Raw genomic sequence first — 5,473 nt, 5'->3', positions numbered from 1 at the left:
TTCTAGTAATTGCATTTTTTGCAACTTTTTTGTGCGGCAAAAAAGTTGATAATTCCATATAATGTACATCAGTTGACAAAATGAAATCGTTCCAGTATAACCATCTCTTAATACGCTGTCATGCTGAAAGACATAATATAAGCAGAATATATGTTCTATTATTTTAGATAAGGAAATCTCTTCAATATATTTAAAATTATCTATTCTTCTTGCTAATTCAGTATAATTCAAATGCTTAACACTTTCTTCTATTAACTTTATTTTATTAGAAAGAATCTTTTTTAATAAAGATTTATCGATATTTTCATTATTATCATCGCTGAAGAAAATATCCGCTATATCTTTTAAATTTAATTTACAATTTTCAAAATAATATATTTTCTCAAGCACTGGAAGATGATATGCACAGTAAAGCACTTTGTTAGAAGATTTCTTAGCTTCTTTGACTATACTATCCTGAACTTTATAAGAAGGAAGTATGCAGTTTTTATTATCATCATAATAGTTCTGCATTCTTTTTATGAGTTTATCTTTCTTGATAGGAAGTTTATCAAATACATTATCTTCAATATTGGAAATATCTATTTTTCCTTCATCTGAAAGATAGTTTATTATATCAAGCTCAAAATGACTTCTTAAATAGCTGTATAAATCGGCAAACACTCCTATTTCAAAGAAGAGTATTTTATCTTTATAATTAGTCATTATGCCTTTTATATCTTCCTTTATTGCCTGAAAATCATTAAATTCGTATATAAATATGCCTTTATCTTCTGTAATAACTGCTTTCTCTACGCTGTAAGGTTTATCCCCTGATATTTTAGAAACTATAAAGCATTCTCGGTCTTCTGATATTAATGTTCTAAGCGAAGGAAGTACGTAATTGTATCTTGAATTTTTATCTGAATTACTATAATATTTTATATTATATTTTCTGTCGGCTGTATTAATGCTTTCTTTTTTCATATAATATTATCCTTAGTTATTCTTGCATATAGATACTTGCTTTATTATAACAGAATTATCAAAAATAATTTGCTATGTCTTCCGAAAGATGTTATTAATTTTTGTAATTTTTTTAAAAAATATACTTTTTATGTAATTATTTATCTTGAATTAATATATAGTTTTTATTAATTGACTTTTTCAAAAATTTCACATTCCGCACGTAGAGCAGTATAAAAATATAATAGTTCACTTATAAATTAAAACTTTATTAACAAATAAAAATACTCTAAACGTGCGGTTATATGCTGTTTTTTAATAATTTTTTACTTATAGTAGTTATTGAACTTGAAAATTTAAGTATATATACTATACTTTAATATTATATTTACTTATAAGTATTATTAATAAATATAAATTTAACTAATAGGGGTTTATATTATGAATAATAATAAAAAATATGAAACAATAGTTCATTACATAATAAATAGTTGTGATGATATTAGAAAATTGGGAAGTATTAAATTAAACAAGATATTGTTTTTTTCTGATATAGAAATGTTTATAAGAAAAAATAAAACTATTACTAATGATAAATATATAAAAAGACAGTTTGGACCTGTTCCTAAAAAAATATTAACTATTTTATCAAACTTGGAAGAGAAGAAAAAAATTTCAATAAGAAAACCATCAAAAAATAGACTTGATAATACTACACTTTATTTTAGTCTAACAGATGATATTGATTTAGATATTATGACTGCTGAAGAAGTTTCTATATTAGAACATTATTTAAAATTAATATGTGATAATTATACAGCAAGGGAAATAAGTAATATATCGCATAATAAAATATGGGAATTAGCTGATATGGGAGAAGAAATTCCTATTTATGCAATACATGCCGCTCAAGCAGAAGAAATTAATATTGATGATATAGAGGCATTAAGTGAAGCATTATAGTATAGAAGTTAATGAAAAAGTTTTTAACTTTATAGAAAAATATAAAAAAGTATACAAAGATTTATCAATACTTTATGATGCTGCTTATTGGAGACTGCAAAGAGATGAAGAAGATTATTTTAATGAACAGCTTAAATTATACATATTAAAAGTAGGAAGTTTAAGTAAAGAAATATCATTATGTTTAGCACTTGAGAAAGGTGTTAGACAATTAACCGAAAATACATTTGAAGAAATCAAGTATATAGTATCTGATTCTATAACTGATAAAAAAACGAATAAAATAATAAAATTAAAAAAATGAAGTTATAAAATATAAGTATTTAAAAATTTTATTTACATTTAATGGTTATGCTGTTGCCCAATTTTATTAATAATCACTAATAATTTTTAATATTTATTAGGATATATAATATTTTTATAATGGGTAATAAAGACACTATGGAAATAAAGTTTAATATATTAAAACCGTTTGAGAAATGGGTTAATACTGATAAGCGTTTAAAAATAGCATTCGGAGGCAGGGGAGGAGGTAAAAGCGAATCTATTGCTAGGATACTTATAGCTAAAAGTTTTGAGATTAAAGGTGTTATACTTTGTTCAAGAGAGATTCAAAAGTCAATAGCATATTCTACTTATCCTCTTCTTGTGAGTATTATTAAAGAATTAAAACTTGAAAGTTTTTTTAATATAAAAAGAAATGAGATTACTAATAAAATAACTAACAGTAAATTTATATTTTTAGGTATAAGAGAATGTTCTATTGAAGAGATAAAATCTATTTATAATGTGAGAATATGCTTTATAGAAGAAGGGCAGACTCTCACACAAAGAAGCTATGAGATATTAGAGCCTTCCATACGTGCTTTTAAAAGTGAAATATGGATAGCATTTAATCCCAGATTTGAAACCGACTTTATTTATAAAATGACAAGTAAATTTAATTTAGAGAGCTTATTTTACACTGATAAAAATAATAAAAAATACAATTATAAAGAATATGAAGATAATAACATTTTAATAACATTTATCAATTATGACGGCAATTATTATTTCAGCGATATATTAAATAAATCAAGACTTTCTACTTTAAAACTTCTTCCTAAAATGTATGATCATATTTGGCTTGGCAAAATAAAAAATAAACAAGGAAAAGTTTTTTTATATTCAAAATTAAAGTTTTATGATGATAAGAATAATATTAATAATACTATAGAAGAAATTAATTCATCTGAACATAAAGCTGTAATAGATCCTGCATTTGGAGAATATAATTGTTTTACTTCTGTTATCATTTATACACAAATAGGGGAGAGTATATATTTGATAGATTCTGGACTTATGCGTAATAATGAAAACTCTACTACAGATGAGAGTATAATTAATTTTTTAATAAGTAAAAAAATAAAAAAAGTATTATGTGAAAGTAATTTTGCTCAAAAAGAATTAGTTAAAAGATTAGAGAAACATTTTGAAGTAACACCCTTTTATGTGCATAAAAATAAAATAGAGAGAATAGTTAATGCTAGTTATTTGATATATGATAAAGTTTATTTTCCTAAAAGCTGGCAGGAAGTTCCAGATAGTTCAGATACTGATAAATGGCTTAGTACAAATGAAGGAAGAGGATATATTGCTTTAAGGCAGCTTTTAAATTTTGATGATTCACTTTCTCAAAATAATATTAAAGGTGATATATTCAGCTACTTAGATTTTCCAGATGCTTTGTCAAGTTTAATATTTTTTGGTATTGAAGAATTAGTTTCTGAAGATGAAAGCGAGAATAAAATAAATATTATAAATTCTATTTTCGGCGAATAAAAATTTTTATAATTTTATTTATATAAAAAAATATAAATAAAAACCCTAACAGCAAAATCCGTTAGGGTTATATTAATTATATATAAAAATATAAAAAATTATTCACTTAAAACTTTTCTTAATACTTCATTAACAAGTTTAGGGTTACCCTGTCCTTTAGTAGCTTTCATAGTTTGTCCTACCAAGAAACCGAATGATTTTTCTTTACCTGCCTTGAAGTCTGCTACTGATTTAGGATTTTCTTCTAAAACTTTTCTTATTATAGCTTCAAGTTCTCCAGTATCACTTACTTGTTTAATTCCTTTTTTATCTACTATAACAGAAGGAGCTTCTCCAGTTTCGCACATATCTTCAAAAATCTCTTTAGCTATTTTACCGCTTATAACGCCTTCATCTATAAGTTTGAATATTTCAGCAATATGTTCTGGTTTTGGTTTGAAATCTTTTATAGTTTGAAGTTTTTTATTTAAGTACGCATTAACTTCTACCATTATCCAGTTGCTTATTTTTTTAGGCTGTTTAGGATATGCTTTAACAGCTGCTTCATAATAGTCAGCTAAAGCAGCATCTTCTGTAAGTACTACTATATCCTGATCTGGCAAATCATAATCTTTTTTAAGTCTCTCACGTTTTTGCTGCGGAAGTTCTGGAAGTTCTTTTTTAGCATTTTCAATCTCTTCATCTTGAAGTACTAAAAGAGGTATATCTGGGTCTGGGAAATATCTATAATCGGCAGCACCTTCTTTTGAACGCATACCTTTAGTATTGTTTTCTTTAGCATCATAAAGTCTTGTTTCTTGTAAGATTTTCTCTCCATTGTTTAGAGCTTTTATCTGACGTTTTATTTCATAGTCAATTGCAAGTCTCACATTTCTAAAACTGTTCATGTTTTTTACTTCAGTTTTAACTCCAAGTTCTTTACTTCCTTTAGGGCGTATAGAAACGTTAGCATCGCATCTTAAAGAACCTTCTTCCATATTACAGTCAGAAACATCAATATACTTAAATATTTTTTTAAGCTCTGTTAAATACTGATATGCTTCTTCACCTGTAGAAATATCCGGCTCACTTACACATTCTATCAAACAGCAGCCTGCACGGTTTAAGTCTACATAGCTTAAAGGTCTTCCAGTATCATCATGTACAAGTTTTCCAGCATCTTCTTCCATGTGTATTCTGTTTATTCTTATGCTTTTATTGTAAGAAGATCCATCATCATTAAGAACTGTTATATCAAGATGACCTTCTGTACAGATTGGTTCGTCCATTTGAGTAATCTGATAGTAGGAAGGCAAATCTGGGTAGAAATAATGTTTTCTAGCGAATCTGCTTTTCTTTTGAATAGTACAGTTAGTAGCAAGTCCTGCTTTAATAGTTTTATGTACCATTTCTTTATTAACTATAGGCAAAGTACCAGGGTGAGCCTGACATCTTGGACAAGTAAGAGTGTTTGCAGGAGCACCGAAAGTATTTGGGCATGAACAAAATGCTTTAGTTTTAGTATTAAGCTGAACATGCACTTCTAATCCTATGACTGCTTCATATTCCATATTAATTAATCCTAATTATTAAAGTAATTTTTAAAAATATTATGTTTATTTTATATGAATTTCTATTTTTTTTCAAGTACAGCAAAAACTAAAAAATTGTTTAAGAGCCATAGATATTGCACAGTTTTAGTTTAAAAAAAGGAGGTATTCCTTATAATTTAAATTATCACAACAAACAAAAAGGAATACCTATG

At 26.0% G+C, this 5,473-nt stretch carries 4 protein-coding genes and 1 pseudogene; 3 read left to right on the top strand and 2 right to left on the bottom strand.

The features are described from left to right. Positions 1–966: pseudogene (locus Q1X91_RS14610) on the bottom strand (hypothetical protein); the annotation flags it as partial. A 420-nt stretch (positions 967–1,386) separates the two neighbouring features. Between Q1X91_RS14610 and Q1X91_RS14605 the strand changes: the two are divergent. The 3 genes from Q1X91_RS14605 to Q1X91_RS14595 all read left to right on the top strand — a co-directional run bounded on the left by Q1X91_RS14605 (position 1,387) and on the right by Q1X91_RS14595 (position 3,729). Next, positions 1,387–1,908: a Panacea domain-containing protein gene (locus tag Q1X91_RS14605; protein ID WP_300759166.1), complete on the top strand. Its 522-nt coding sequence runs from the start codon at positions 1,387–1,389 to the stop codon at positions 1,906–1,908. Further along, complete coding sequence (locus Q1X91_RS14600; RefSeq protein ID WP_300759165.1) at positions 1,895–2,212, top strand: hypothetical protein; 318 nt, start codon at positions 1,895–1,897, stop codon at positions 2,210–2,212. The genes Q1X91_RS14605 and Q1X91_RS14600 overlap by 14 nt, the downstream gene beginning before the upstream one ends. 137 nt (positions 2,213–2,349) lie before the next feature. Then, complete coding sequence (locus Q1X91_RS14595) at positions 2,350–3,729, top strand: phage terminase large subunit (RefSeq protein ID WP_300759163.1); 1,380 nt, start codon at positions 2,350–2,352, stop codon at positions 3,727–3,729. Positions 3,730–3,827: 98 nt separating this feature from the next. On the opposite strand, the gene gatB is transcribed toward Q1X91_RS14595, so the two are convergent. Then, positions 3,828–5,279, bottom strand: coding sequence for an Asp-tRNA(Asn)/Glu-tRNA(Gln) amidotransferase subunit GatB (gatB, locus tag Q1X91_RS14590; RefSeq protein ID WP_300759161.1), 1,452 nt, complete (start codon positions 5,277–5,279; stop codon positions 3,828–3,830). Between the last annotated feature and the right edge of the window lie 194 nt (positions 5,280–5,473).

This window comes from uncultured Brachyspira sp., assembly GCF_949287625.1.
GTDB lineage: Bacteria > Spirochaetota > Brachyspiria > Brachyspirales > Brachyspiraceae > Brachyspira.
The sequence above is the reverse complement of the archived record's forward strand: the minus strand, read 5'-3'. Positions and strand labels throughout refer to the sequence as shown.